Consider the following 26,994-nt stretch of genomic DNA (forward strand, 5'->3'; position numbering starts at 1 on the left):
GGGCGCCCCCCGCGGGCCCCGCGCGCGGGCGCGGGGCGCCGGGGTCGCCCCGCACCCCCCCGCCGGTCCCCCGCCACCGACCTTGGCGAACAGGGATTCTGATCAACCGTCAGGATCTCGGCGTGCACCCGTCACGAGCGCCACCGGGGCCGCCCGCCGGGCCGTGGCCGTGCGGTGTCCGGGGCCGTGGCCGGGCAGGGTCCGGGCTACCCGGAGGCTCCCCCGGCGGGCGGTCCGGCGGCGGCCGTCCGGGCGGACACCAGACCCGACTCGTAGGCCGCGATGACCGCTTGGGCGCGGTCCCGGACGCCGAGCTTGCCGAAGACACCGGTGATGTGGTTCTTCACCGTGGAGACGCTGAGGTCCAGGCTCCCGGCGATGCCGGCGTTGTCGAGCCCGGTGGCCATCAGCCGCCACACCTCGACCTCCCGCGGCGTCAGCTCGGCCAGGTCGGCGCCGCGCGGCGGCGGGGCGTCGTGCGGGGTGCGCACGTAGGTGGAGATCAGCCGGCTGAGCAGGCGCGGCGCGACGACGGCCTCGCCCGCGTGCACGGTGCGGATCGCCGCGCTCAGGTCCTCCGGGGAGCTGTCCTTGGGGAGGAAGCCGCAGGCCCCGGCGCGCAGGGCGCCCACCACGTACTCGTCCATGTCGAAGGTGCTGAGGGCCAGGACCTTGCAGTCGGGCACGGTCGCGGCGAGCTCCCGGCTCGCGCCGATCCCGTCGAGCACGGGCATCCGGATGTCCATCACCACGACGTCGGGGCGCAGCCGGCGGGCGAGTTCCACGGCCTGCGCGCCGTCCTGCGCCTCGCCCACCACCTCGAGCGCCGGGTCGGGGGAGAGGATCAGCGACAGGCCGCGGCGGACCAGCGGCTGGTCGTCCGCGATCAGCACCCTGATCCTCGGCACCCCCGGCGCCGCTCCCGCCCCTGCCCCGGTCACCGGGCCACCTGCTCGTGCTGGACGGCGGCCTCGGCGCTCTCCTCCGCGGCCAGCGGCAGCTCGGCCACCACGGCGAACCCGCCGTCGGCCTGCGGGCCCGCCGTCAGGGTGCCGCCGTGCAGGGCGACGCGCTCGCGCATGCCGACCAGGCCGTAGCCGCCCCTCGGCCGTGACGGCTGCTCCTGCGGTCCGGCGCCCGCGCCGTCGTCCCGCACCTCGACGGTGACGCCGTCCCGGCGGTACGTCAGCCGCACGCTGGTACGGGCGGTGCCGGCGTGCTTGTGGGCGTTGGTGAGCGCCTCCTGGGTGATCCGGAACACCGTCAGGGCGGCGGTCGGCGGCAGCGGGCGCCGGGGCCCGTGGACGCTGAACTCGGTCGGCAGACCGGCCCGTCGGGAGTCGGCGACCAGCCGGTCGAGGTCCTCGACGCCCGGCTGCGGCTGCGCCGGCGCGTCCTGGTCCTCCGGCTCGTCGCCGGCCCGCAGCACGTCGAGGAGCTGACGCATCTCGCGCAGGGCGAGCCGCCCGGAGGACTCCAGGGTGACGAGTGCCTCCCGGGCCACCTCCGGTGTGCCGAGGTTGGCCCGGGCGCCGCCGGCCATCAGCTGCATGGTGGTGATGTGATGGGCCACGATGTCGTGCAACTCCCGGGCGATGCGGCGCCGTTCCTCGGCCACCGCCCGGTCGGCCAGCAGCCGCCGGTTGGCCTCCACCTCCCGCTGCCAGCGGTTGACCACCAGCGCGGCGCCGGCGACGATCCCGGCGGACAGCGGCGCCGACACGGCGTTCTGCCAGGACGGGACGTGGCCGGCCGACTGGCTCAGCAGCGTCACCGCCACCGTCGCCACGACCGCGACCGCCGTCACCGGGCCGGGGCAGGACCTGGCGACCGTGAACAGCGCGACCACCAGGACGGCGCCGAAGTGGCTGGGCAGCGGCAGCGTCAGGGCGGCGGCCGCGTCGAGCGCCAGTGCGGCGGCCAGCGCCGTGACCGGGTGGCGGCGCCGGGCGAGCAGCGGCGCCGCGGCCAGCCCGACGAGCAGGAACCCGGCCACGCTGACGTCGGGCCCGCCGTCGGCGGACGAGCCGCTGCCGGGCGGGGCGAAGAAGACGTAGCTGAGCAGGTTCAGCGCGCAGGCCCCGCCGGCCACCAGGGCGTCGTTGCGGGTCAGCGGGGGCTCGGCGCCCCCGGCGTCCGGCCGTGGCCGGGCGCCGTCGGGCCCGGTGTGTCGGCGCCTGTGCATGGTGGTTCTCCCTGTGTCCGGCTTCTCCGCCTCCGGGCCAGCGTGTCACAGCCGAGGTGGGGGCGGCACCGGCGGCCCCGGAACCGGGCCCCTCGCCCGGTGGCCGGGACAGGGCCGCTGACCAGCACCGGGACGGCCTCCGGGGCCGCGCCGGGGACTGCGCCCGGGCTGCGGCGGGGCCGGGCGGACGGCGGCGACCGGGACCGCGACCAGGACCAGGGTCCTGGGTCCCCGACCGCGGCAGGACCCAGGACCCCTCCCCGGATCCTCCGTCGCCAGGACGCCGACGGGCCGGTCCGGGTGATGGTCTGGAGTCCGGCCGGGAGCCCCCGGTCCGAGGGTCCGTCCCCGAACCCCCGTCGCCCCGTGGACGCGGGTCGGCAGACGGACCCGAGCCCCGTGACAGCCCGTCCGTCGGAGGACAGCACGTGATCCGCGCCCTGACCCGATTCTCGACCAGACACCCGTGGAAGGTCATCGCCCTGTGGGCGGTGCTGGGCTTCGCCCTGGCCGGCCTCGCCCCGTCGCTGATGGCCCGGGTGACCGAGAGCCAGACCGGGGACTTCCTGCCCCGCAGCTACGACTCGGCCGCCGCGCTGCGGATCGCCGAGGAGCAGTTCGGGGTCGACCCGGACGCCACCACGGTCACCGTGCTGGTCGCCCGGGCGGACGGCAAGGCCCTCGGGGCCGCCGACGAGGAGCGGGTGAAGGCCGAGGCGGCGAAGCTCGCCCAGCGCCGGGTCGTCATGCCCAGGGTGGACGACCGGCCGCAGTTCCTCGTCCCCGACCGCTCCCAGACGCCCCGGGTCGCCCCGGCGATGGTGGCTCCCGACCGGAGCTTCGAGCTGCTCTCCGTGGAGCTGGTCGGCAACGCCGCCGACGAGGGCGTCCAGGGGGTGTTCCGCAGCTTCCGGGACTCGGCCCGGACGCAGTTCGCCGAAGCCGGCCTGCGCACCGGGTTCACCGGGAGCCTCGCCGAGGTCGTCGACGGCGCCGACGCGCACGGGACGGCGGCCAAGGTCGGCGGCATCCTGGTCACGGTGCTGATCGTCGTGCTCAACGTGCTGGTGTTCCGCAGCGTGCTGGCGGCCCTGCTGCCGCTGCTCGCGGTGGCCGTCATCGGCGGTGTGGCGGGGGGAGCGGTCGCCGGCCTGGCGCTGCTCACCGGACGCAAGCTCGACGCGAGCACCCCGTCGCTGATCAGCGTCGTCCTGCTCGGCATCGGCATCGACTACCTGCTGTTCCTGCTGTTCCGCTTCCGCGAGCACCTGCGGGCCCGGCCCGAGCAGCCGGCCCGGGAGGCGGCCGCGCAGGTCGCCGGCCGGGTGGGCGGCGCGATCACCTCTGCGGCGCTGACCATCGTGGCCGCGTTCGCCACCCTGGGCCTGGCCAGCTTCGGGCAGTTCCGCTCCCTGGGCCCCGCGATCGCCGCGGCGGTGCTGGTGATGCTGCTCGGCAGCCTGACCCTGATGCCGGCGCTGCTCGCGGCCGCCGGGCGCCGGATGTTCTGGCCCTCCCGGTCGCTGCAGCGGGTGCCGGCCGCCGGCCGCGCCGGTCGCTTCGGCCTGCTGGTCGCGCGCCGGCCGCTGACGGTGCTCACCGCCTCCCTGGCACTGCTGGGCGCGCTCGCCGCCGGCCTGATCGGCATCCGGATGGACTACGGCCGGGGCGACTCCGGGTCCGGGACCCCTGCCGCGGCCACCGCGACGGAGATCTCCCGTGCCCTGCCCGCCGGCGTGTCGGACCCGACGAGCGTCTACGTCGCCGCCACCGACGGCGCGCTCCTCACCACGGCCCGGCTCGACGAGCTCTCCCGGGCGCTCACCCGGGTCGAGGGGGTGGGCCAGGTCGCACCGACCGTCCTGAACCAGGACCACCGTGCCGCCAGGATCGACGTCTACCCGACCGTGGACCCGCAGAGCCCGCAGGCCCGCGAGCTCGCCTCCGGACCGGTCCGGGACGCCGTGGCCCGGCACACGCCGGCCGGGACCCGGGCCCACGTGGGCGGGACGGCGGCGATCTTCGCCGACGTCGCGACGGCCGTCGACCACGACCTGAGGATCGTGTTCCCGGTGGCGGCCGCACTGATCGCACTGATCCTGCTGCTGCTCCTGCGCAGCCTGCTCGCACCGGTCGTCCTGATGCTCGCCGTCGGGCTCGGCTTCGCCGCGACCCTCGGCGCCGCCACGCTGCTGTTCCAGCACTCCCTGGGCAGGCCGGGGGTCAGCTTCACCCTCCCGCTGGTGCTGTTCCTGTTCGTCGTGGCGCTGGGCACCGACTACAACATCCTGATCACCGACCGGATCCGGGAGGAGATGCAGCGGCCCGGTCCGGCGCGCGCCGCCGTCGCCCGCGCCGTCCGGCACACGACCCCGGCCATCGCGACCGCCGGCCTGGTGCTGGCCGGCTCGTTCGCCACCCTCGCCACGACGCCGGGCAGCGAGCAGATCGCCTTCGCGATGGCGCTCGGCATCATGCTCTCGGCGCTGGTGCTCTCCCTGCTGCTGGTGCCCGCCGTCGCGGCCCTGCTCGGCCGGGCGGTCTGGTGGCCGGTCCGCCCCCGGCCCGCCGCGGCTGCGCCCGCCTGGACGCCCTCGGAGCCGTCGGCCGACGAGCGGAGTGACCACTCGTACGCCGACTCCCGCTCCTGGTCACACATGTGAGGAACTCTCGACGCGGAACGCCCGGGCCCCGGCCCGGGCGTTCCGCGCTGCGCGTCCCCGTGCGTCCCGCTGCCCCCGGTCGGCAGGCTCGGGGCGGTGCGGGGCGGTGCGGGGACGCGCGGTCAGTGCGGTGAGTCGGCGGGGAACGGCGCGGGGTAGGCCTCGGCGAAGTCGGCCGAGCGGGCGACCTCGCGCCACTTCGTGTCCTCCTCCAGGAGTCGGCGGTCCATGGCGATGGAGCCCTCGGCCGCGTTGACCCCGAGCGGCAGGTGGTGGGGGACGTCGTTCCGCTTGGCCATCCGGACGAGGATCCCGGCGGCGCGGACGGGGTCGCCGGCGGCGCCGTCGCCGCTCTGCCGCAGGCGCTGGTTGACCGCGCCCACCGTCTGCGCGTAGGCCTCCGGGATGTCGTGGACGACCATCGAGGAGCCGGCCCAGTCGGTGCGGAACCCGCTGGGTTCGACGACCAGCACCTTCACGCCGAAGGGCGCCGTCTCGGCGCGCAGGACGCGGCTGAACCCGTCGATGGCGAACTTGGCGGCCTGGTAGGACGCGATGCCGGGGGAGCCGCCGACCCGCCCGCCCATCGACGAGAACTGCATGACCAGCCCGCCCTTCTGCTCGCGCAGCAGCGGGATCGCGGCCTTGGTGACGTGGTAGACGCCCCAGAAGTTCGTCTCGAACTGGGCGCGGAAGTCGGCGTCCTCGGTGGTCTCGATCGGCGAGACGTTGGCGTAGCCGGCGTTGTTCACCAGGACGTCGATCCGGCCGAAGCGGCGGTGTGCCTCGGTGAGTGCCGTGCGGGCGGCTTCCGGGTCGGTGACGTCCAGCGCGAGCGGGAGGATCCGGTCGCCGAACTCTTCGGCGAGGTCGGCCAGTTGCTCGGGCCGGCGGGCGGTCGCGGCCACCCGGTCGCCGGCCTCCAGGGCGGCGCGGACGAGGGTGCGGCCGAAGCCGCGGGAGGAGCCGGTGATGAACCAGGTCTGTTCCATGCCGTTAGTAAAACACTGTTGCGTTAATAGTGCAACGCCGTTGCGCTAACATGGATGGGTGGAGACATCGGAGTTTCAGCGGGCCCGCTCGCCCGAGGCCAAGCGCCGGCGCGAGGCCGCGATCCTGGAGGCGGCCCGGTCGCTCGGCCGGGAGCGCGGCATCAGGGACGTCACCCTGACGGACATCGCCGCCGCCGTGGGCATGCACAAGTCCGCGCTGCTGCGGTACTTCGAGACCCGCGAGGAGATCTACCTGCGGCTGACCGCGGAGGGCTGGCAGGAGTGGTCCGACGCCCTGTCCGCGCGGCTGAGGGAGACCACCGACCCGGGCCCGGCGGCCGTGGCCCGGGCGTTCGCCGCCACCCTCGCGGCCCGCGGCATGTTCTGCGACCTGCTTGCGCACGCCCCCCTCAACCTCGAACGCAACGTCTCGCTCGACGCGGTGCGCGCGTTCAAGCTCGCCACGCTCGCCGCCCGCGGGCCGATCACCGAAGCCGTCCGCGAGCAGCTGCCCGGCCTGGACGAGCAGGACGTGGTCGACCTGGTTGCCACCGCCGTCTCCCTGGCCGGGGCGCTGTGGCAGATCGCCAACCCGGGCGCGGAGGTCGCCGCCCTCTACCGCAGCGACCCCCGGCTGGCCCACGCCGTGGTCGAGGTCGAGCCCCGGCTCGCCCGCATCCTGACCGCCACCGTCACCGGGCTGGTGCGGTCCGGCTGAACGCCCGGGCCGATCCGGGTCGGAGCGTGGTCCAGGGCCTCCCGTCCGGGCCCACCGGCCACCCGATCCCGCCGGTCACGCCGTGCGCCCGGTGCCGGGTGCTGAGCCCCGGTCCTCGGCGGCCGCGCCCCGGCACAGGCCGAACCGGGCGAGCAGACGGTCGACGTCCTCGGCCGTGCCCTCGACGGCTATCGGGCCGTCGACGCGCAGGGTCAGGTGGGCGAAGCGGGGCGCCAGCTCGGCGAGCGCGGCCCGCGGGTCCTCCAGGTCGTCACTCCCGCCGACGGCCAGCTCCCGGAGGGCCAGGGACTCCAGCCCGGCGAGGACCGGGGAGTCGGCGAGCGCCGACAGGACCTCGACGGACGGGGCGTCGAACTCCACCCTGCCGAGGTCGAGGTGCCTGAGCGCGGGGTACGGCGCCGCCGCGAGCTCGTCGAGCTGCTCCACCGGGCAGCCGACTCCGAACACGTCGCAGCCGAAGTCGACTTCCAGGGAAGCCAGTTCGGGAAGGCGGCCGAGGGCGAAGACGGAGCCGTCCGAGACGGCCGGGCCGCGGACCCGCAGCCGGGTCAGACCGTCGTGGTCCACCGAGTGGAACAGGAAGGCGCCCTCGAGCTCCAGGGTGCGCAGGGCCGGGAGCGAGCCCCACATCGCGGTCTGCACGAGGCCCCGGTCGTGGTGCTCCAGCGGATCGAGCCGACGCCCCGTCGAGGCCGTGCCGTCCTCGTACAGGAACTCGAACCCGTAACCGAAGTACAGGTGCTCCAGCCGCGGGAACGGGCGTGCGGCGACGGCGCGCGCGGCCGGCTCCGCGGAACGGTGGTAGTCGGTGAGGTGCAGCTCCAGGACCCGCAGCCGGCGCGCGGCGGGGTGGGCGAGCAGCGCGCCGATCAGGGCGCCCTCCCACTGCTCGGGGTCGGCCGGGTCGGGGCCCTCCGGACCGGCGGCCGGGGCCGGGCACTCCGAGCGGAGGCGCCCCACCAGCTCCCCCCGCTGCGCGCGGGTGTCCCCGGCGAGCCGGAAGCACGCCTCGTCGAGGAAGCCGCGGCTCCAGGTGAAGCGCCAGGAGCCGTCCTCCCGCAGCGCGCCCAGCCCCAGCCGCCGCTCCACCTCCCGGTAGGCGGCGGCGAGTTGCTCCCGGTCCTGGTCCGTGCCGCCCCGTGCTCCCGCAGCGGTGCTCCAGCCGGATCGCCGCGCCGCGCGGGTCGCCGGCGTCCGACAGTCGCCGCGCGTAGGCGAGCCACGGCTCCCAGTCCGCCGTCCCGGTGCCGGCCGCCCCCGTGCCGGGCGCATCCTCCGAGAGGTGTGCATCGTCGAAGAGGTGTGCATCGGAGAGGTGCGTGCCGAAGAAGTCCATCCGTCCTCCGCAGGTGGCCGGCGGTCTCGGGCCTGATCCGGACGCGCCGGGGTCCACGGTAGGGTCCGTCACCGACACGGTGCAGGGCCGTCCGGTCCCTGGCGCTCCGTCAGGAGTGGTCGTGCCAGGAGATCGCCGCGATCCGCCAGCCCCCGGGGGTCCTGACGAACTGGATCGCCTTGCTGCCGGTGCCCTCGTACGGTGCGCCGTCGAGGACCCCGGACTTGCGGTACTCGCAGAAGCGCGAGGCGATGTCCCCCGCGACGTCCGTCCGCTCGGAGGTCTCCCACTCGGAGAACTCGACCAGCCGGCCGCCCGTCAGCAGCACCTCGCGCGGCGCGATGAACTGCTCCACCGAGTAGACCGTCAGCTCCGGCCCGGTACGGAAGATCACGCCCTCCGGCAGCACCAGCCGGCGGATCCGCGCGACGTCGGGGGCCTTGCCTCCCCGGTTGTCGAAGGCGCCGAAGAACTCGGCCGTCACCGCGTCGATCTCACCCTTGGACATGGCCTCGACGGTAACACCCGCCGTCCTGGCCCGTCCTGCGCCCCCGGACCGGCCGGACGCCCCGGCCGGTCCCGGCCCCGACTTCGCTCCGGAAGCGGGTACGGGCCCGGGGCAGGCCCTACGCCTCCTGGCGGTCGATCTCGCTCTCCCGGACCAGCCAGAGGGCGAGCACCGCGCCCACCAGGCTGACCACCCCGCCGAGCATCAGCACCAGGTTGAGGCCGTCGAGGAAACCGGTGCGGGCGGCGGCGGTCGCGGCCGCCCGGGCCGGCTCGGGGAGGGCGGTGAGCGCCTGCTGGAGGCTGCCGGAGGAGGCGGCCTCGATGAGTTCGCGCGGACGGGCCCCCTCCGCGGTCGGCGAGCCCGCCGTCAGCTCGCGGATCCGGTGCGAACCCCGCCCGACGAAGATCGCCCCCCAGACGGCGATGCCGACCGCGATGCCGACCTGCCGGAAGGTGTCGTTGATGCCGGCCGCCATGCCGCTGCGCTCCTTGGGCACCACGCTCACCGCGACGTCGGCGATCACCGGGTTGATCAGGCCGACGCCCGCGCCGCCGACCAGGAAGCCGGGCAGCAGCCCGGTCCAGGTGTCGGTGGGCTGGATGTCGCCCATCAGCAGCAGGCCCGCGCCGACCGCGACGAGGCCGACGAAGAGCATCAGCCGGGCCGGCACCCGGGAGAGCAGCACCCCGGCCAGCGGCGCCACCAGGAAGCTGAGCACGGTGATCGGCAGGTAGCGCACGCCCGCCGCGAACGGCGAGAGCCCGAGGTAGTCCTGCAGGTAGAGCGTCAGGTAGAGGAAGAGGGCGAACAGCGAGCTGGAGACGGCGAACGCGGCCAGCTGCACCCCGGTGAACGCGTGCCGGCGGAACAGCCCGAGCGGCAGCATCGGCTCCGGGACCCGGCGCTCGATCACCACGAACACGGCCAGCAGGACGGCCGCGCCGACGAACAGTCCGACGATCAGCGCGCTGCCCCAGCCTTCGGCGTTGCCGCGCACCAGCGCGAGGACGAGCAGGAACAGTCCGCTGCTGAAGGCCGCGACCCCCGCCCAGTCGATCCTGGTCGCGTTGGGGTCGCGGCTCTCCGCCAGCTTCAGGTAGGTGACGGCCAGGGCGGCCACCCCGATCGGCACGTTGAGGTAGAAGATCCACTCCCAGCCGAGCGAGCTGGTGAGCGCCCCGCCGATGAGCGGTCCGACGGCGACCGCCACCCCGATCGTCGCGCCGTAGACGCCCATCGCCGTCCCGCGCTCGCGGCCCGGCGGGAACTCCTGCGCGACCAGGGCCAGCGAGACCGCGAACATCACCGCGCCACCGACCCCCTGCACGGCCCGCGCGACGTTGAGGAAGGTCGGGTTCGGGGCCAGCGCGCAGAGCAGCGAGGCTCCGGAGAAGACCACCAGCCCGGCGGCGAAGGCGCGGCGCCGCCCGAGCCGGTCGGCCAGCGAACCGGCCGTCAGCACCAGGGTCGCCAGCGACAGGGCGTAGGCGTCGAACACCCACTGCAGGTCGGTGAAGCTCGCGTTCAGGTCCTCGCGGATGGACGGCAGGGCGACGTTGACCACGGTGATGTCGAGCAGGAGCATGAACGTCGCGACCGAGACGGCGATCAGCGTCCACCACTTGCGTTGCACGGCTGCCGGTCTCCTCATGCTTCGACGGGGCGCACGGATCCGCCGGCCTGCGTGCGGGTGGCGGTGCCGTCGACCGTACGCACCGCCACCGCCCCGACCCCGGCGGAGGCGTTCCGACGCGCCCGGGCAGTCCCCGTCCGGTCCATGGGGGAGGGCCGTCCTCGGCCGCCCGACGCCGGGCCGGTCGGCCGCCCTGGCCGGAGGGCCGCCCGTCGCCCGACCCGGTCGCCCGGCTGGCCGGAGGGCCGCCCGTCGCCGGGCGCGGGTCAGCCGCCGGCCAGCAGGTCCCGGGTCAGCCGGACCAGGTCCGGGATCGCCGGGTGGGTCGGGACGCCCCGGCGCCAGGCGAGGAGCAGCGGCACCGGCGGGGCGTCGGTCAGCGGGCGGTAGGCGATCGTGGGGTGCTTGTGCAGCTGGCGCCCCTGGCGCCCCGGCGCCAGGGGCGCCGGGGCGCCAGGCCCGCGTCGCCGGGCCCTCAGACGATCAGGACGCGGCGCCCGCGGGTGTGGCCGGCCTGGCTGTCGACGTGCGCCGCCGCGGCGTCGGCGAGCGGATAGGACTTCTCGACGGGGATGTGGAGTGCTCCCCGGGCGATCAGGCGGACGGCTTCGGCGAGCGCGGCGGGCACGCTGCCGGCCGTGCCGGAGAACCGGACGCCGTGCTCGGGTGCGCCGAGATCGGCGATCGAGACGACCCTGCGCGGATCCCCGGTGAGCTCGACGAGCTCGCGGATGACGCCCGAGCCGGCCAGGTCGAGCGCGGCGTCGACGCGGCCGAGCCGCCGTACGCGCTCGACCCAGCCCCCGCCGTACGTCGTCGCGGTGGCCCCGAGGCTCCGCAGGTAGTCCTGGTTCGCGGCTCCGGCCGTGCCGATCACCGCGATGCCGCGGTCGCGGGCGATCTGCAGCACCGCCGATCCGACGCCCCCGGCCGCGCCGCTGACCAGCAGGGTCTGCCCAGGCCGCACTCCGACCTCGCGGAGGACGCGCAGTGCGGTCTCCACCACGGACGGGTACCCGGCGGCCTCCGCGAAGCCCAGCCCGTCGGGCATCCGGGCCCAGGCCGACAGCACCGCGAACTCGGCGTAGGTGCTCGACCCCTCGCCGAACACGCGGTCGCCGACCGCGACCCCCTCGACGCCCGCCCCGACCTCGTCCACCACCCCGGCGGCGTCCAGCCCGACTCCGGACGGGAGCGCGATCGGGTGGGCCTTCAGGGCCTGGCCCTCACGGATCCGCCAGTCGACGGGGTTGACGCCCGCGGCCCGTACGGCGATGCGTATCCGGCCCGGGCCCGGGTGGGGCTCCTCGGCGTCCACGAGGCGCAGGACGTCCGGTCCGCCGAACTCGGCGAAGTTCACTTTCCTCATGCCCGCCACCGTAGGGCTAACGGTTAGGGTTTCGCAACGGTTAGGAATTCCTAGCTGGTAGGGTCGGCGCATGCTGCCCCCCGGACGCCGCGAGCGCAAGAAGGCCGAGACCCGGCGGAAGATCGCCGACACCGCCCGGCGACTCTTCCTGGAGCGCGGCTACGACGCGGTGGGCATCCGTGACGTGGCCGCCGAGGCCGACGTGGCGGTGACCACGGTCTTCGCCCACTTCGCCTCGAAGGAGGCGCTGGTCTTCCAGCAGGACCAGGAGTTCGAGCAGGGGCTCGTCCGGGCGGTCACCGACCGGACGCCCGACGAGCCGCTCGTCCCCGCGCTGCGCCGCGAGGTCCTGGCGCTGGTGCGGCACTGCACGGCCGACGGCTCCGCGCCGATCCGGCGGATGGTCGAGGCGTCACCGGCCCTGCGCGCCTACGAGGACTCGATGATGCTGCGCCACGCGGAGGCGCTGGCCGCGGCCGTCGCCGCCGATCCCGGGCAGCCGCGGAGCGCGACGGCCTGCCGGGCGCTCGCGAGGTTCGCGGTCGACGCCTACGGGCTGGCCCGGGAGGCCGACGATCCGCAGGAGGCGGTGGACGAGGTCTTCCGGATGATCGGGGCCGCCTGGGGCGCCGCAGCCCCGGCCGCAGCACCGGCCGGCACCCCGGCCGCAGGCACTGCCACCGGCAGCTGAGTCCGGACGCCGTCCGGCGGGGAGCAGTGGGCCGGTGGGTCGACGACGGACCTACGCGTCCTCCGGCCAGTCGTCGTCCGGCCAGTCGTCCAGGGACCAGACCGGCGCGACGGCGCCGCTGCCCGCGCCGCCCGGCTGCGGGAACTGCTCGGCCCAGATGATCTTGCCCTGGGGGGTGTACCGGACGCCCCAGCGCTCGGTGAGCCGGGCGACCAGGAACAGGCCGCGGCCGCCCTCGTCGTCGGCGACGGCGTACCGCAGGTGCGGGGCGGTGCTGCTGGTGTCCGACACCTCGCAGATCAGCGTGCGGTCGTACAACAGCCGCACCGTGATCGGGCCCGTCCCGTAGCGGATCGCGTTGGTCACCAGCTCGCTCAGCACCAGTTCGGTGACGAAGGCGGCCTCGTCCAGACCCCACGCGGTGAGCTGGCGGGTCGCCCGGGCCCGGGCCCCCGCCACGGACTCGAAGGCCGGGTCCACCTCCCACTCGACGATCCGCTCGGGTTCCAGCACCCGGGTACGGGCCACCAGGAGGGCGATGTCGTCGGTCTGGCGGGCGGGCAGCAGCGCCTCCAGCACCGCGTCGCAGACGTCCTGCGGGGACCGGCCGGCGTGGCCCAGCGACGCACTGAGGACGTCCAGCCCGATGCCGAGGTCGCGGCTGCGGTCCTCGACGAGACCGTCGGTGTAGAGCACCAGGCTGCTGCCCGGCGGCAGCCGCACCTCCAGCGCCTCGAAGGGCATCCCGCCCAGGCCCAGCGGCGGGCCGGCGGGCAGGTCCAGGAGCTCCACCGTGCCGTCCGGGTGCACCACGGCGGGCGGCGGGTGGCCCGCCCGGGCCAGGACGCAGGTCGCGGTCGTGGGGTCGTAGATGGCGTAGAGGCAGGTGGCGCCGGTGATCGCGAGCGCGCCCTCCACCGCGGACGTCTCCTGGTCGATGTGGGAGACCAGGTCGTCCAGGTGCCCGAGCAGCTCGTCCGGCGGCAGGTCCAGGGTGGAGAAGTTCTGGACGGCGGTGCGCAGCCGGCCCATCGTCGCGGCCGCGTGGAGGCCGTGGCCGACCACGTCGCCCACGACCAGCGCCACCCGGGTGCCCGACAGCGGGATGACGTCGAACCAGTCGCCGCCGACCCCGGCCTGGGCGGGCAGGTAGCGGTACGCGACGTCCAGGGCGTTCTGCTCGGGCAGTGCGCGCGGCAGCAGGCTGTGCTGCAGCGTGACGGCCATCGTGTGCTCGCGGGTGTAGCGCCGGGCGTTGTCGACGGACACGGCGGCCCGGGCGGCCAGTTCCTCGGCCAGCGACAGGTCGTCCTCGTCGAAGGGCACCTGGTCGCGGCCGCGCCAGAAGGAGGCGACGCCCGTCAGCACGCCCCGGGCCGTCAGCGGCACGGCGATCAGCGACACCAGGCCGAACTCCACCACCGCCCGGGTGCGCTCGGCGTCCTGCCGGCGCCACCCGGCGTCGGCCGCCACCTCGGGGACGAGTGCGGAGCGACCGCTCACGAAGCCCTCCGCCTGCGGAGTGCTCCCGGCCCAGGTGACCAGTTCCCCCGGCGGGTAGAGCGGGGCGTCGTTGCGCACGCCCGTCACCGCCACCCGCCGCAGCTCGACCGGGGCGCCGACCGCCAGCGGGTGCGGTTCGTCGCCGTGCAGGACGTCGTCGGCGAGGTCGACGGTGGCGTAGTCGCAGAACTCCCGGGCGGCCGTCCGGGCGAGCTCCTCCGCGGTGCGCCGGACGTCCAGGGTCGTGCCGATCGACATGCTCGCGTCGTAGAGCAGCCTCAGCCGGCCGCGGGCGACCTCGGCCTTCCCCGCGAGGGCGAGCAGCTCGGTGGAGTCGCGCAGGGTGGTGACGCTGCCGGACGGGCCGCCGCCGCTGTCGGTGGGGCGGGTGTTGACGGCCAGCAGGAGCTCCCCGACGGGGAGTACCTCGTCGCTCACCGAGCGTCCGGAGAGCAGCAGTTCGGTGGTGCGGGCGTCGAGGCCGAGGTCGGTGACGGCGCGGCCCTCGACGTCGGGCGGCAGGTCGAGCAGCCGGCGGGCCTCGTCGTTGGCGAGCCGGACGGTACCGTCACCGCCGACGATGGCCACGCCCTCGCGCACCGCGTGCAGCACCGCGTCGTGGTGCTCGTACATGCGGGTCATCTCCTCGGGGCCCAGCCCGTGGGTCTGCCGCAGCAGGCGTCTGCTCACCAGCGCCGTCCCGGCCGTGGCCAGGCCGAGCGCGACCGTCCCGGCCCCCAGGACGACCGGCAGCTGGTGGTTGATCGCGCTGCTCACGTTGGCGACCTTCATCCCGGAGGAGACGATGCCCACCACCGCGCCGTTGGGGTCCTCCACCGGGACGACCACCTGGTACTCCTCGCCGAGCGGGCCGTGCACCTGCTCGACGGTGACCTTGCCCTCCAGCGACGGCTCGATGGTGCCGACGAACTTCTTGCCGATCTGCTCCGGCTCGGGGTGGGTGTAGCGGATGCCGTTCCGGTCGGTCACCACGATGAAGTCGACCTGGGCGTCCTTGCGGGCCGCCTCCGTCAACGGCTGGAGCACCGCGCTGGGGTCGGGGCCCTGCATCGCCGCCACCAGCCCGGGGCTGTGGGCGAAGGCCTCGGCCGCGGCGAGCGAGCGGTCACGCGCCGCGTCGAACCGGTCGCTGCGGGACTGGATCAGCAGCGCGACGACCGCCGCCACCACCAGTAGCACCACGATCGACACCTGTAGCAGGAACATCTGCCCGGCGACGCTGCGCAGGCTCATCATCGACCGCAGGGGTCGCACCGACTGCTCCCGTGCCCCCGCGCGTCGGTCGCCCCGCCCACGACGGCCACCCGGCCGACGCCGCGGCGGCCGGGAGGCTGGGCCCGTGTCTCTGGCCATACACCCATGGTCCCCCCGCGCACGACCGGGACACCTCGCGGGGGTCGGGCGGTGCGACGGGTGGGGTGCCACGGGCGCGGCCCGTGCCCGCGGGGTCAGTGCGCCAGGGCGGTGACCACGCGGTGGATCAGGTCGCGGCGCCCGGCCCGGTCGGCGCTGCCCAGGACCGTCAGGACCTCGGGGTTGGAGGCCGACCACAGCATCGCCACGTGCACCAGCAGGGCGAACAGGACCTGGGGCTCGAACCGGGTCGAGATCAGCCCCCGGGCCTGCGCCTCGGCGATGGCGGCGCTGCGGCCGCGCACCTCGGCGACCCCGAGGTCGTTCAGCGCGTCGCCGTGCTCCAGCCGCTGCCAGGTGATGAGGCGGGGCATGTCGGGGTGTTCGGCGTAGAGGTCGCTCAGGCCCGCCGCGAACCCGGGCAGGTCGTCCGCGTCGAACGGCACGCCGACGACGATCTGCTCGACCAGCTCGTTCCAGACGGCGTCGAACAGCCCGGCCTTGTTCCCGAAGTAGTGGTAGATCTGCGCCTTGTTGCTGCGCGCGGCGGCGGCGATCCGGTCGACGCGGGCGCCGTGCAGCCCGTGCGCGGCGAACTCGGCCCGCCCGGCCGAGACGAGTCTGCGCCTGGTGGCCTCGGCGTCGCGCTCCATGCACCCAGCTCCTAACCAACCGTTTACTTGACATGCTCTGCCGGGGCACAGTCTAATCAACTAACCGTCTAGTTGAATAGGGTCGCGGGCGCGCACCCGGGGGCAGGGGAGGGATCCGGGCTTGGAACCGGGCGTGGTGATGGTCGGTCGGGACGGCGAGCGGGAGCAGTTGTCCGCGTTCGTGCGGGCCCCCGGCGGAGCGGCCCTGGTGCTCCGGGGAGAGGCCGGTGTCGGCAAGAGCACCCTGCTCGACCTGGCCGCGCGGCTCGCGGCCGAGGACGGGCACCTGGTGATCCGGGCCACCGGGGTGGAGGCGGAGGCCGAGCTGCCCTACGCCGGGCTCCACCAGATCCTCTACCCGCTGCTCCCGGTCGGCGCACACGCCGGTGGACAGCCCGCTGGACAGGCCGGTGAACAGCCCGGCGATCCGTCCGGCGACGCGGCTCGCGATCCGTCCGACGGATCGTCCGACGGGCCGTCGAACGCCGCGTCCCGGGCGGCCCTCGACGCCGCCTTCGGCCGGATGGAGGGCCCGCCGCCGCCCGTCATGGCCCTCGGCATCGCCGTGCTCAAACTGCTGTCCCGGGCGGCCTCGAAGCGTCCGCTGCTGCTCGTCCTCGACGACGGCCAGTGGCTGGACGAGGCCAGCGCCGACGTCTGCGGATTCGTCGGCCGCCGACTGGCCGGCAGTCCCGGGGTGAAGCTCCTGGTGGCCGTCCGCGGGGACGTCGCCTCGCGGTTCGACACCGCCGCGCTGCCGGAGACGCCGGTCGGGCCCCTCACCGACGCGGACGCCGCGTGCCTGCTGGACCGGCACCACGCGCGGCTCGGCGAGCGGATCCGCGGCCTCGTCCTCGACCAGGCCCGCGGCAATCCGCTGGCCCTGCTGGAGCTGCCCACCCACCTCGCCTCCCGTCCCGGCCACCACGTGGGGGAGGACCTGCTCGGCCCGCACGGCGTCCCGCTGCCCCGGCGGATCCAGGAGATCTACGCCGTCCGCCTCGCCGGACTCGACGACACCGTCCGGAGGGAGCTCCTGACGGGCGCCCTCGACGGTGCGACGGCCCGGTCCGGCGACGGCCCGGGCCCGACCGCGCGGTACCGCATGCGCGGCGTCGACGCGGCGGTGGCGTGCGGCCTGCTGGTCGTCGAACCGGCCACCGGTGACCTCGCGTTCCGCCACCCGCTGGTGCGCTCGAGCGTCGTCCAGCTGGCCACCACCGACCAACGCCGGGACGCGCACCGGGTGTTGGCCCGGGTGCACCGGGAGAGCCCGGAGCGGCGCGCCACCCACCTGGCGGCCGCCACCGTCGACCCCGACGAGCGGGTGGCCGCAGCCCTGGAGGCAGCGGCCCGGTCGGCGACCCGGCGGGGCGGCGCGCGGATGGCCGTCTCCTGGCTGACCCGTGCCGCGGAACTCAGCGAGAACCGCTCCGACCGCTCCCGGCGGCTGGGTGACGCGGCGTACGTCGCCGGGCAGGCGGACCGCCTCGGCCAGGCCCGCAGCCTCGCCCTGGCCGCGTCCGCGCCCGGTGCGGAGGAGAACCCCGCCGCGGTCCTCGCCAACGCCTACCTGGCGCTGTACCAGGACGGCGACGTCCGGGCCACCCACCAGCGGGTCGCCGCGGCGGTGGAGCGACTGCGCGACGGCCGCGCCCCGGACGGGGGCGTTCCGGGCGGCCCGGGCGCCGCCGACGGCCCGGTGGCCCCGGACGGCCCGGTACCGCGCGACGAGGTGCTCGACCGGCTGGTCAGCCTCCTGCTCGCCGTCAGCCAGTACGCCGGCAGCCCCACCGCCTGGCAGCGCACCCACGAGGTCCTCGGGTCCCTCGGCGAGCTCGCCACCGAGCGGGCCCGGATGTACGGCAGCACCTGGAGCGACGTGGTCCGGCACGGCGCCGGCTGGTGCGCTCCGGTGGAACGGGCCGGGGCCGTGCTGGAGGACCAGGACCCGTGGGACGTGACGCGGCTGGCCGTGTCCGCCTACCACCTCGACGTCCTGAGCCCGCTGCGCCCGTACCTGGAGCGCGTCGTGGACCGTGAGCTGGACACCGGGGCGATGTCCAGCGGCATCGTGATGCTGCACCTGATCATGCTCGACCAGATGGGGCTCGGTCAGTGGGAGGCCGCCGAGCGCACCGGACACCGCGCCCTGGCCCTGTCGACCGAACGCGGCCACGGACTGTTCGCCCACCAGACGCGGGCCTACCTCGCCCAGCTCGCGGCCGTGCGCGGGCGGGCGGAGGAGGCGCGCGACCTCCAGGCCGCGGTCGACGCGTGGGCCCGCCCGCGCGGCATCGGGTTCCTGACCCAGATCGCGGACGCGGTCGGCGCGACCACCGCACTGAGCGCCGGCGACTACGAGACCGCGTTCCTGTACGCCATCGGCATCACGGCGCCGGGGGCGTTCCGCCCCTACGCCTACCAGGCGTCCAGGACGCTGCTCGACCTGGTCGAGGCGGCCCTGCACACCGGCCGGGTCGACCAGGCCCGGGCCCACGCGCTGGCCGCGCGCGACGCCGGCCTGCCCGAGCTCTCGCCCCGCCTGGCCCTGATCACGTTCGGGGCGCTCGCGATGACGGCCGACGACGAGGCGGAGGCGGCGGAGCTGTACGCCCGGGCCCAGTCCCACCCGGCCGCCGAGCGGTTCCCGTTCGAGCTGGCCCGGATCCGTCTCGCGCACGGGATCCGGGTGCGCCGCGCCCAGGGCGGCGCGGCGGCCCGCGTCACCCTCGCCCAGGCGGCGGAGACGCTCGACCGCCTCGGCGCCACCGCGTGGGCCGAGCGGGCCCACGCGGAACTGCGGGCCGCCGGCGTGGTGCCCCACACCACCGCGCCCGCCCCGGTCCAGCTGACCTGGCAGGAGCGCCGGATCGCCGAGCTGGCCGCCCGGGGGCTGACGAACAAGGAGATCGGGGATCAGGTGCGACTGTCCCCCCGCACGGTCAGTTCCCACCTCTACCGGGCGTTTCCGAAGCTCGGCATCACCACGCGCGCCGCCCTGCGCGACGCCCTGACCGAACTGGCCGACCGCTCCACCGCGCCCTGACCACGGCCCGGCCCGCGCCCTGACCACGCCCCAGGGTCCGACTGCGGCCCCGACCACAGCGGCCCGGCCCCGCGGGGAGTCCGCGGGGCCGGGCCGGTGGGTGGGGCCGGTCGGGTCAGTGCTGCCAGACCCGCACGTAGTCGACCTGCATGTCGGCGGGGGCGACGGCCGGGTACTTGGCGTCGACCGCGTTGTCGAGGATCAGGTACATCGGCGCCGAGGTGATGCCGGAGGTGATCTGTCCGACCTTCACACCGTCGTAGTAGTAGGTGACCGAGCCCGGCGCCCACTCGGCGCCGTAGGTGTGCCAGCCGCTGAAGTCGCCGTGGGCGCACGATCCGGGGCCGCCGGCGTCGGAGTGGAAGTGGTAGCAGGCGTCGCCGCCCAGACCCTCCATCACGTCCAGCTCGCCGTCGGTCGGCCAGTTCTGGCCGTCCGCCCAGAAGGCCGGCCAGTTGGCGACCTGCGAGCCCGACGGCGGCGAGTAGATCCGGGCCTCGAACGCGCCGTAGGTGAACTGGGCCTTGCCGTTGGTGTTGATCAGGCCCGAGGTGTACGGGTAGGTCTTGCCGTTCACGGTGGCCGGCTTCTGGGCCACCGCCAGGTGCAGGCTGCCGCCGCTCACCGAGACCTGGGACGGGGAGTACGCCGCGGCCTCCTGGGAGTTCACCGGCTGGGTCGTGCAGGTGCTGCAGCCGAACCAGTTGGGGTTCCACTTGGCGGCGTCGAGCGAGGTGCCGTTGAACTCGTCCGCGAAGACCGGGCGCCAGGAGCCCGAGATGCCCAGCGGGCCGGCGGAGGTGCCGGTGGTGGGGGAGGCCGTGGCGGTCGGCGACAGCGGGGAGGTGGCCGTCGGCGACGGGGTGCCGGTGGCGGTGGGGGACGGCTTCGAGGTGGCGGTCGGCGACGGGGTGGCGGTCGCGGTGGCCGTCGGAGACGGCACGGTGGTGGGCTTCGCCGTGGCCGTGGGCGACGGGCTCGGTGCCGGAGTCGTCGCGGTGCCCGAGGTGAAGGTGCTCACCGGGGTCAGGTTGTGCCAGCGGTTGCCGCTCTCGTACGCCACGAAGTAGGTGTACGTGCCGGCCGGGAAGGTGCGGCCCTGCGGCGTGAACGTGAGCTGCGAGGAGGTCAGCGTCGCCGGGATCGCGCCGCGGAAGTCGTAGTGGGTGCCGTCGGCCGCGCGCACCGCGACGGTCAGCGCCTGGACCGCGGTCTGGCGCGTCGCGTGCAGCTTGGCGGTCGCCGTGACCGGGCTGGTGGCGGCGGAGCCGGTCGGCGTGATCGAGAGCGAGTCGACCACCACCGGCTCGGTCGGCGCGCTCGGCATCGCCCAGGCGGCCGCGCCGCTTCCGGTGGCGGCCAGTGCGATCCCGAGGGCGAGGAGACGGCGCCTGGCGCCGGGCGTGCTGCGGCGGTGCTTCGAGTGTCTGGGCATCAGAGGGAGGACCCTTTCGTTCCCCCCTCGACTGCGGACTCGGAGCAGCCTGGGGGAGGAGACGGTCCGTACGCAAGCCCGCTGCCGGGCCCGAGCCGGCGGCATCGATCGTGTACCCGGCGAAGTCTCCTGGTCAGGTGGGGTTTCGGGATCGCGTCACCGGCGGGCTGTGATACGGCGCACAGCGGAGTGCCCGGTCGCCGCCCGGGCCGGCTCGGAGGGGGCGCCGAATTCCCTTGGCAGGCTTGCCGGGTGGTGATGTTTGTGGGCAATCCGGACAAATAGCTTGAAAGTCGAGAATCCGTCCACGGGTACCCGCCGCGGCCCGTCCCGTTCCGCCGGGTCCGCGACTGCCCCGTCCTCGAAGGGCCATTCGCAAACAGATCTCTAGACGCAATCAGTTTGTCATGCAAACCTGTTCCCATGACGACTCACTCCGCCCCGTCCGCGGGCGATCCCCATCACCTCCTCGCCATGAAGCGGGCGCTGGTCCACCGCGTCCGCCGCGAGCAGCGCGGTGCCTGGTTCGCCCTCCTCGTCTTCGCCGCCGTGCGGTTCGGAGCGGCGCCGGTGGTCCGCTACGGCCAGGGCGGTCACCACCCCGGAGAGCTGCCGCCCGCCATGTGGTACTGGCCGGTGGCGCTGGTGCTCGCCTACGCCGCGATCACCTGGTTCTACCTGCGACGCTCCGCCCGTCTCGGGGTGGGGACCCGGGTCGGACCGTACCTGGCGCTGGGCATCGGCCTGGTCGTGCTCATCACCGCCTACGTGACGTGGCAGGTCCTGCATCCCGGCTCCCTCATCACCTTCCGGGAGCGGTCCCTGCTCTCCGTCGCCTTCGACACGGTGGTGAGCCCGGCCGGCACGATCGGCCTGGCGCTGCTGCTGCTCGCCCGGATCGAGCGGAGCTGGCCGCTCCTCGCCATCACCTGCGGGTACCTTGGCCTCATGATCCGTTCCGGTGACCATCCCGCCCTGACCCCGTGGGGCTTCCCGGGCATCCTGTTCGAGGGGGGAGTGCTGCTCCTCGGCGGTGTCGGCCTCGCACTGCTGCAGTGGGTCCAGGGGCGGTCGGCCGCATGACCGAACACCCCACCAGCAGCCTCGACGACGTCGTGCACCAGCGCGTCCGGCTGGGCATCCTCGCCGTGGCCAAGGAGGCCCGGCGGGTGGAGTTCACGTTCCTCCGCAGCACGCTCGGACTCACCGCCGGCAACCTCTCCCAGCACCTCGCGGTGCTGGAGAAGGCGGGCCTGGTCACGATCGACAAGGGTTACGAGGGCAAGCGGGCCCGCACCTGGATCCAGCTCACCAGGGCGGGCAAGAAGGCCCTGCACGACGAGATCGCGACGCTCAAGGCCCTCATCCACCAGCTCGAGGGGCCCGCAGTGCCCGCCGGGCCCGGCGCGCGCGACGGGGAGGCCGACCCGGGGCCGGCCGCCGCCCCCGCACCGGGCTGAGCGTCCGGCGCGCCGGGCCGGGCCCTCGGATTTTGGACTAGACCAATGCTGATCCGGTCAACTCCTTCACGCCTTCTCCATTCCTCCCGCCGCTCCTCGTAGCGTGGCCACGCCTCGCACAACGCGTGGCCACAGCCCTGGGAGAGCTCTGTGAACTCGCTTACGGCCAAGACCCGTTGGGCCATCGCCCTCGCCGCATCCGCCGCACTCCTGTGCTGCGCCGCACCGGCGGGTGCCGCCGGACCCGCCGGTGCCGCCGACACCGCCGTCGGCTGGCGGGTGTCCGGCATCGCCGTCAGCGCCGACGGCAACCACGCCTACGTCGTCGCCCAGGACAACGTCGGCAGCGGCCACCCCAACCTCCTGCGCACCGTCGACACCCGCACCGGCGCCGTCGTGGCCCAGACCCTGCTCAGCCAGGACGGCACCGCCGGCCGGCCGGCCCTCAGCCCTGACGGCAACCGGGTCTACGTCCTCGCCGCCGACCAGCTGCTGACCGTCGACCTCGCCACCGGCAGCGTGCCCTTCCGCACGCCCGTCGACGGCCCGCGTGCGCTCGCCGTCAGCGCCGACGGCTCCCGGGTGTTCGTCACCCAGCAGGGCACCTCCGGCCCCGGCCGGGTGCTGGTCTACGACACCTTCGCCCGCTCCTTCACCGGCGCCGTGACGCTGGGCGACCCCGACGTGGACGGGATCGCCCTGCACAACGGCGGCGCCGACGCCTACGTCGCCACCGGCGGGGGCGTCGTCCACCTCGACCTGACCTCCCCCGTCCCGACCGTCACCCGCACCGTCCGGCCGCTCGCCGCCGCGACGGAGGTCACCGCCTCCCGCGAGGGCACCCGCCTCTACGCCCTGGGCAGCCGGTCCGCCCAGGGCTCCGGCTACGAGCTCGACCCCTTCACCGACACCTCCCGCACCGTCTTCACCCTCGGCGGCCCGGCCTCCTCCGCCGACACCCACCTCGTCTCGGTCACCCCGGACGGCAGCCGCCTGTTCGTCCTCAAGGACGGCTGGAAGCCCTCCGCCACCGTCCTGGCCTACGACACCGCCACCAACACCGCCCTCCCCGCCGCCGACCTCACCGGCTTCGGCCTCGACGGCGTGGGCGCCACCGCCCTCGGCCCCGACGGGCACACCCTCTACCTGGCCGGACCGCGCGGCGAGACCAGCTACCTGAAGGCCGTCGCCTTCTGACGCCGCCGTCCGTCAACGGCGCGCCGCGGGCCGGGGCACTCCAGGGTGATCCACGACGGCGGATCGGCCGCACCGGACGATCCGCCGAGCCCGGCCCGGGCCCGGCCCGAGCCCGCCGGGCGCCCCGTTCGGCCCGTTCGGCCCGGAACCCAACTACCGCCCCCGCCGGGCCCGCTGGGTGACGGCGTGGCGCGGACTCGGGCCGCCCGGTGGCGACGGGCGTCCGGGCGTCGCCGACCGGCCCGCGCCCGGGCCGGTCGGCGACCCGGCCGTGTCCTGCTTGACTCGCGTGACCGGCGCCAGCACAGTGCGGACCCATGAGCACCGACGCGATCTTCCTGGGCCTGGGCCTGACCGCCGTGCTCGCGGTCGGCTCCCAGGTGCTGGCGAGGTGGCTGCGCGTGCCCGCGCTGATCGTCCTGCTGCCGGTCGGGTTCACCGCCGGCGTGCTCACCGACGACCTCGACCCCGAGCGGCTGCTGGGCGCGGCCTTCTCCCCGCTGGTGTCGCTCTCCGTGGCACTGATCCTCTACGACGCGGGCCTCGGCCTGGACCTGAAGCACCTCCAGGGGCACAACCGGCGCGTCGTGGTCAGGCTGCTGCTGCTCGGGGTGCTGCTCACCGGGTTCCCGGCCGCCTTCCTGGCGGCGCAGTTCCTGGGGATGTCCTCCCGGGCCGCGCTGATGCTCGGCGCGATCCTGGTGGTCAGCGGCCCGACGGTGGTCGGGCCGCTGCTCAACTTCGTGCGGCCGGTGGAACGGCTCCAGCAGATCCTCACCTGGGAGGGTTCGCTGATCGACCCGATCGGCGCGATCCTGGGCGCCCTGGTCTTCCACTCGATCGTCGCGAGCACCCATCCGCACGTCGGCGTGCGGGCCGGCCAGTTGGTGCTGAGCTTCGCCGTCGGGATCGCCGGTGCCCTGGTCGGAACGGCGGTGCTGTGGCTGCTGCTGGGCAGGTTCCGGATTCCCGAACCGCTCGGCACGTCCGTGCAGCTCGCCACCGTGATCGGCACGGCGGCGGTCTGCGACGTGCTGCGCGACGACACCGGACTCATCGCGGCCGTGGCCATGGGGGTGGCCGTCGCCAACCTCCCGTCCTTCGACATCCCTTCGCGCAACCCGTTCTTCGAGACCCTCGTCCAGCTGATCATCGGACTGCTGTTCATCTCCATCTCGGCGACCATCACCCCGGACTCGCTCAGCGGCGTCATGCTCCCGACGCTCGGCCTGGTCGCCGTACTGGTCCTCGTCATCAGGCCACTCGTGGCCGGGCTGTCCACGCTCGGGACGGACCTCCCGCAGGGCGAACGCGCCTTCATCGGCTGGATGGCCCCGCGCGGCATCGTCGCGGCCGCCACCGCCTCGACCTTCTCCACGACCCTGGTCGCGGACGGCGTCGGCGGAGCCGAGAAGATCCTCCCCGCGACCTTCCTGGTCATCGTCGCCACGGTGGCGGTCTACGGCTTCACCGCGGTGCCCGCCGCCCGCCTCCTCCACGTCAGGCGCTCCGCCCGCTCCCGCCCCCTGCTGGTCGGCGGCGCGCAGTGGGTGGTGGAGGTCGGCCGGGCCCTGCGTTCGGCGGGCCTCGACGTCCTGATGTGGGCCGGCCTGGAACCGGAACGCGAACGGATCCGGGCCGCCGGCCTGGAACTGGCCCCGGGCGAGCTGCTGGCTGCCGCCACCGGCCAGGGCGCGGAACTGGAGGGCATCACGGCCGTCCTGCTGCTCACCGACGAGGACGACTTCAACGCGCTCGCCTCGACGATCCTGCAGGGCGGCGTCGAGGGCCGGGTCTACCGCCTGGGGCCGCCCCACAGCAGCCACGGAGTGGTGGCGCCGTACACCGGCGGCGAGATCCTCTTCGACGAATCCCTGGCCCGGCCGGCCCTCGCCCGCCGCCACGCCGACGGGGCCCCGCTCCTGGCGACCCCCGGCACCGGTACCATCCCCACCGGCCACGACCTGCTCTTCCGCGTCCGCTCCAACGGCACCCTCGCCCCCGTCGTCAGCGGCCACCCACCCCCCGAGGAACCCGGCGACATCCTCATCCTCCTCGGCCCACCCCGCCACCCCACCCCGCACTGACCGGAGCCCCGGAGGCTCCGAAGCAACTGCCGACGGCCGCTCATCGCACCCTCTTCCCGGGCGAGGACCGGGGCGCCGGTGGTGATGACCCCCGGCCCGTCGAACGGGCTGTCATGGTGAGGAGGTCGGAGCTGCAGGGGCCGTTGCCCGTGGGCAAGCCGGAATTTCGACAACGGAGTCGAGAGGGCGACCGATCCCGCTACTTCGTGCACAGTTTCCGATGCACCGCTGCGTTTCGGCGATCGATGGCGTGATGTCGACCAGTGCCCTTGTCGGCACGCATCGTCCCCGTAGCATGACCGGATGTCGGATTCGGTCGCACAGGGAGGATCCCGCTGGTGCTGCACTTCAGCACGCTCGGATCGCTCAGGGCGCGGCGCGGCGACCGGGAGCTGCGGCTGAACCGGGCTCGGGACCGCGCGGTGCTCGCCGTCCTTCTCGCGAACGCCGGGCGGCCGGTGCCCGTGGCGGAGATCATCGACGGCGTCTGGGGTGAGGAGGCGGACGGGGCGCCGGACCGGGCCAGGGGATTGCCGGCTACCATGTACCGGCTGCGCAGCGCCCTGGCCGGCACGGACGGCACCGTCGAGGGCGGTTCCGTCAAGGGTGGGTCCGGCAAGGGTGGGTCCCCCGACGGCGGCAGTGTCCTGCGGCACGTCGGCAAGGCGTACCGGTTGGAGGCGGACCCGGCCAACATCGACCGCGCGGTGTTCCTCGCCGAGCTCGCCGCCGCCACCGCCGCCCGGCGCAACCGGCAGCCCGAGCGGGCCCACGCCCTGCTCACGGCCGCACTCGGCCGCTGGTCCACGCCGGTGGCGCTGGACGGCGTGCCGGGCCCGTTCGCCGAGCACGACCGCCGGATGCTGGCCGAGCGCCGGGAGGAGGCCCGGCTGGCCCGGCTCGAACTCGACGTCGAACTCGGGCTCCCGCTCGTGGAGGATCCCGCCGCTGAGCAGGCCACCGTCGTTCCCCGCGCGCTGGCGCAGGGCCGGGCCGGCCGCACCGAGCAGGCCCTCGCGCTGCTCGTCGGCGCCGCCCCCGGCAGCGAGGCGGCGGCTCTGGCGGAACGCCTCCGCGACCCGGCCGCGGATCTCGCGGACTGGACGCCCTGGGCCTCCCGGACCGCCCCCCGGCAGGTTCGTCGGCCGTTCCAACTCCCTCCCGACGTCGTGGACTTCACCGGCCGGGCGACCCTGCTGGTGGAGCTCGCCGACGCCCTGGGCGGGCCGGGGCCGCGGTGGGTCACCGTCACCGGGCCGCCCGGCTACGGCAAGAGCGCGCTCGCCGTCCACGCCGCGCACCTGCTCGCCCCCGGCCATCCCGACGGCCAGCTCCACGCCGACCTGGGCGGGAGGGCCCCCGGTACGGATCCGGCCGCCGTCCTGGCCTCCTTCGTACGGGCCCTGGGCGTCGAGGAGCACGCCGTCCCGCCGGGCCTCGCCGACCTGCGCGCGCTCTACCTCCGGCTGCTCGCCGGACGGCGTGTCCTGGTGTTGCTCGACGGCGCCGTCGATGCCGAGCAGGTCCGCCCGCTGCTGCCGGCCGAGCCGGGGAGCGCGGCCCTCGTCACTGCAGGGCGACCGCTGCCCGGCGGACACACCGTCACCGTCGGCCGGATGAAGCCCGACGAGGCGATCGAGCTGCTGTCCCGCGCCCTGGGCGCCGGGCGCCTGGCCCGAGAACCGGACGCGGTGCGGGCCCTGGCCGCCGCGTGCGATCATCAGCCCCGCGCCCTGCGGCTGGCCGCGAGCCGTTTGGTGGGTCGCCCTGCCTGGCCGGTTTCCGCCCTTCTTCAGCACCCCCGCGAATAGCATCCGTCTGCGAATAAACGCGAGCGTTCATCCCCCGTCAACCGGACCATCACAAAATCCCGTCGGCAGCCGCGATCACCATCCGATCAGGTGAGCCACCCGGAATCCCCGGCGATGGGAAGAGGACGAACTGATGAGTGGGACCGCCACACGTATCAACCGCGGGCCGCACGGGACCGACGCCGGCCGACTCCGCGGCAGGATCCCCGGCCCGGGTTCCACCGAGAGCCCCCACGTCGTCCGGCCGGTGCCGGAGAACCACTGAGTCCCGCACGCCGCGCCTCCGGCGTCCGATCCCCGGCCCCC

19 protein-coding genes are annotated in these 26,994 nt (G+C 75.0%); 9 read left to right on the plus strand and 10 right to left on the minus strand.

Annotated features, from left to right (window positions below; genetic code table 11):
* Positions 1 to 206 precede the first annotated feature (206 nt).
* On the minus strand, positions 207 to 908 hold the full coding sequence (locus AB0N04_RS29940; RefSeq protein WP_360223035.1) for a response regulator transcription factor: 702 nt from the start codon (positions 906 to 908) through the stop codon (positions 207 to 209).
* 29 nt (positions 909 to 937) lie between these two features.
* Positions 938 to 2,185 carry a sensor histidine kinase gene (locus tag AB0N04_RS29945; protein WP_360223032.1) on the minus strand — a complete coding sequence of 416 codons (1,248 nt, stop codon included), beginning with the start codon at positions 2,183 to 2,185 and terminating at the stop codon, positions 938 to 940.
* Between the two features lie 428 nt (positions 2,186 to 2,613).
* On the opposite strand from AB0N04_RS29945, the gene AB0N04_RS29950 reads away from it, so the two are divergent.
* A complete protein-coding gene (locus AB0N04_RS29950) occupies positions 2,614 to 4,848 on the plus strand; it encodes an MMPL family transporter (RefSeq protein ID WP_360223029.1) in 2,235 nt (744 codons plus the stop codon).
* A gap of 122 nt (positions 4,849 to 4,970) precedes the next feature.
* Here the strand turns inward: AB0N04_RS29950 and AB0N04_RS29955 are convergent, their stop codons facing one another.
* Complete coding sequence (locus AB0N04_RS29955; protein ID WP_360223026.1) at positions 4,971 to 5,840, minus strand: SDR family NAD(P)-dependent oxidoreductase; 870 nt, start codon at positions 5,838 to 5,840, stop codon at positions 4,971 to 4,973.
* A gap of 58 nt (positions 5,841 to 5,898) precedes the next feature.
* Between AB0N04_RS29955 and AB0N04_RS29960 the strand changes: the two genes are divergently transcribed.
* Positions 5,899 to 6,558 (plus strand): TetR family transcriptional regulator, encoded by a 660-nt coding sequence (locus tag AB0N04_RS29960; RefSeq protein WP_360223023.1) that lies wholly within the window; start codon positions 5,899 to 5,901, stop codon positions 6,556 to 6,558.
* Between the two features lie 75 nt (positions 6,559 to 6,633).
* Here the strand turns inward: AB0N04_RS29960 and AB0N04_RS29965 are convergent, their stop codons facing one another.
* The 4 genes from AB0N04_RS29965 to AB0N04_RS29980 all read right to left on the minus strand — a co-directional run bounded on the left by AB0N04_RS29965 (position 6,634) and on the right by AB0N04_RS29980 (position 11,428).
* On the minus strand, positions 6,634 to 7,668 hold the full coding sequence (locus AB0N04_RS29965) for a hypothetical protein (RefSeq protein WP_360223020.1): 1,035 nt from the start codon (positions 7,666 to 7,668) through the stop codon (positions 6,634 to 6,636).
* Positions 7,669 to 8,024: 356 nt separating this feature from the next.
* Entirely contained in the window at positions 8,025 to 8,423 is a 399-nt protein-coding gene (locus AB0N04_RS29970; protein WP_360223017.1) for a DUF4440 domain-containing protein, read from the minus strand.
* A 118-nt stretch (positions 8,424 to 8,541) separates the two neighbouring features.
* Positions 8,542 to 10,059, minus strand: a complete 1,518-nt coding sequence (locus AB0N04_RS29975) for an MFS transporter (RefSeq protein WP_360223014.1) — start codon at positions 10,057 to 10,059, stop codon at positions 8,542 to 8,544.
* A 475-nt stretch (positions 10,060 to 10,534) separates the two neighbouring features.
* Positions 10,535 to 11,428: an NADP-dependent oxidoreductase gene (locus AB0N04_RS29980; protein ID WP_360223138.1), complete on the minus strand. Its 894-nt coding sequence runs from the start codon at positions 11,426 to 11,428 to the stop codon at positions 10,535 to 10,537.
* Positions 11,429 to 11,498: 70 nt separating this feature from the next.
* On the opposite strand from AB0N04_RS29980, the gene AB0N04_RS29985 reads away from it, so the two are divergent.
* Complete coding sequence (locus AB0N04_RS29985) at positions 11,499 to 12,119, plus strand: helix-turn-helix domain-containing protein (RefSeq protein WP_360223135.1); 621 nt, start codon at positions 11,499 to 11,501, stop codon at positions 12,117 to 12,119.
* Positions 12,120 to 12,170: 51 nt separating this feature from the next.
* On the opposite strand, the gene AB0N04_RS29990 is transcribed toward AB0N04_RS29985, so the two are convergent.
* Together AB0N04_RS29990 and AB0N04_RS29995 are read right to left on the minus strand one after the other, a co-directional pair.
* Positions 12,171 to 14,879, minus strand: coding sequence for a SpoIIE family protein phosphatase (locus tag AB0N04_RS29990; protein ID WP_360223141.1), 2,709 nt, complete (start codon positions 14,877 to 14,879; stop codon positions 12,171 to 12,173).
* A 212-nt stretch (positions 14,880 to 15,091) separates the two neighbouring features.
* Positions 15,092 to 15,649, minus strand: a complete 558-nt coding sequence (locus AB0N04_RS29995) for a TetR family transcriptional regulator (protein WP_360223132.1) — start codon at positions 15,647 to 15,649, stop codon at positions 15,092 to 15,094.
* Positions 15,650 to 15,770: 121 nt separating this feature from the next.
* Here AB0N04_RS29995 and AB0N04_RS30000 point away from each other — a divergent pair, with 121 nt between their 5' ends.
* Entirely contained in the window at positions 15,771 to 18,698 is a 2,928-nt protein-coding gene (locus AB0N04_RS30000) for an AAA family ATPase (protein WP_360223129.1), read from the plus strand.
* A 115-nt stretch (positions 18,699 to 18,813) separates the two neighbouring features.
* On the opposite strand, the gene AB0N04_RS30005 is transcribed toward AB0N04_RS30000, so the two are convergent.
* Positions 18,814 to 20,133, minus strand: a complete 1,320-nt coding sequence (locus AB0N04_RS30005) for a family 16 glycosylhydrolase (RefSeq protein ID WP_360223362.1) — start codon at positions 20,131 to 20,133, stop codon at positions 18,814 to 18,816.
* A gap of 423 nt (positions 20,134 to 20,556) precedes the next feature.
* Here AB0N04_RS30005 and AB0N04_RS30010 point away from each other — a divergent pair, with 423 nt between their 5' ends.
* From AB0N04_RS30010 to AB0N04_RS30030, 5 genes are all read left to right on the plus strand, one after another.
* Positions 20,557 to 21,216 (plus strand): hypothetical protein, encoded by a 660-nt coding sequence (locus AB0N04_RS30010; protein ID WP_360223359.1) that lies wholly within the window; start codon positions 20,557 to 20,559, stop codon positions 21,214 to 21,216.
* On the plus strand, positions 21,213 to 21,593 hold the full coding sequence (locus AB0N04_RS30015) for a transcriptional regulator (RefSeq protein ID WP_360223356.1): 381 nt from the start codon (positions 21,213 to 21,215) through the stop codon (positions 21,591 to 21,593). Before AB0N04_RS30010 ends, AB0N04_RS30015 begins: the two co-directional genes overlap by 4 nt.
* Before the next feature lie 150 nt (positions 21,594 to 21,743).
* On the plus strand, positions 21,744 to 22,790 hold the full coding sequence (locus AB0N04_RS30020; RefSeq protein ID WP_360223353.1) for a hypothetical protein: 1,047 nt from the start codon (positions 21,744 to 21,746) through the stop codon (positions 22,788 to 22,790).
* A gap of 317 nt (positions 22,791 to 23,107) precedes the next feature.
* Positions 23,108 to 24,877, plus strand: coding sequence for a sodium:proton exchanger (locus tag AB0N04_RS30025; RefSeq protein ID WP_360223114.1), 1,770 nt, complete (start codon positions 23,108 to 23,110; stop codon positions 24,875 to 24,877).
* A gap of 338 nt (positions 24,878 to 25,215) precedes the next feature.
* Positions 25,216 to 26,688 (plus strand): BTAD domain-containing putative transcriptional regulator, encoded by a 1,473-nt coding sequence (locus AB0N04_RS30030; RefSeq protein WP_360223117.1) that lies wholly within the window; start codon positions 25,216 to 25,218, stop codon positions 26,686 to 26,688.
* Positions 26,689 to 26,994 lie beyond the last annotated feature (306 nt).

The sequence above is a fragment of the Kitasatospora sp. NPDC051702 genome, from assembly GCF_040681575.1.
GTDB lineage: Bacteria > Actinomycetota > Actinomycetes > Streptomycetales > Streptomycetaceae > Kitasatospora.